General features: G+C 37.7%; 1 protein-coding gene. It reads right to left on the minus strand.

Annotated features, from left to right (window positions below; genetic code table 11):
* Positions 1-217: 217 nt before the first annotated feature.
* The gene (locus H4J52_RS02885; protein ID WP_182224186.1) at positions 218-559 is read right to left on the minus strand and encodes a hypothetical protein; all 342 of its coding nucleotides are present in this window, start codon (positions 557-559) and stop codon (positions 218-220) included.
* Positions 560-713 lie beyond the last annotated feature (154 nt).

The raw sequence follows: 713 nt of genomic DNA on the forward strand, positions 1-713 counted from the left end.
TTGCTCAAGCGCAAATCATCAGGGCGATAGCGTAACAAAGCTAATAAACGCCGAATGTAGAGCTGCTGTCAGATCTTCTTGTTGTAAGAGATGCTATTGCTTGACAAAGGGGAGTCCATGTAGCCCTACTAAGCGGCTAAAAATAGTTGGCTATAATTTGCGAGGTACGAGCACAGCCAACTGTTTGTGTCCGTCTTGAGTTGCTTGTTATACGTTTTTACTGGTAATGCAATGCACTTATTACTTTCTTATTTAGTAAGTCAACTTCTATGGCGAGAGATTTGCCTCCACCAGGAACTTTTGAGTGCAAATCGTCTTTATGTGTAGAGCGAATAACAACTATATTATTTTTATTTTCATTCTCAGTGCTATTGCCTTTTAACACGACGACTTTAAAACTGTCTACATCAACAATAAATTCGCCACACTTCCATTTTTTAACTTCTATTAAATATTTAGTCGCAATCTCAATAGCTGTTGAATTTTCGTTTTCAGCGAGACAATAATTACTAAAAGTAAATGCCGCAATAGATAAAAGTAGAAACGTTAACTTCATCAAGTAATTCACCACCAAGCCCCCTAAACGTATAACGCCCCATTAAGAGGCTTTTAATTGTTGGTTAAAATGTGTAGCGAAGCGGAACCTAACCAACTGTTAAAAGTCCTGCTTGAATGGCTTGTTATGTAGCTTTACGCTGAAACCTCAATAACAT

The sequence above is a fragment of the Colwellia sp. MB02u-14 genome (assembly GCF_014076915.1).
Taxonomy (GTDB): Bacteria; Pseudomonadota; Gammaproteobacteria; order Enterobacterales; family Alteromonadaceae; genus Colwellia_A.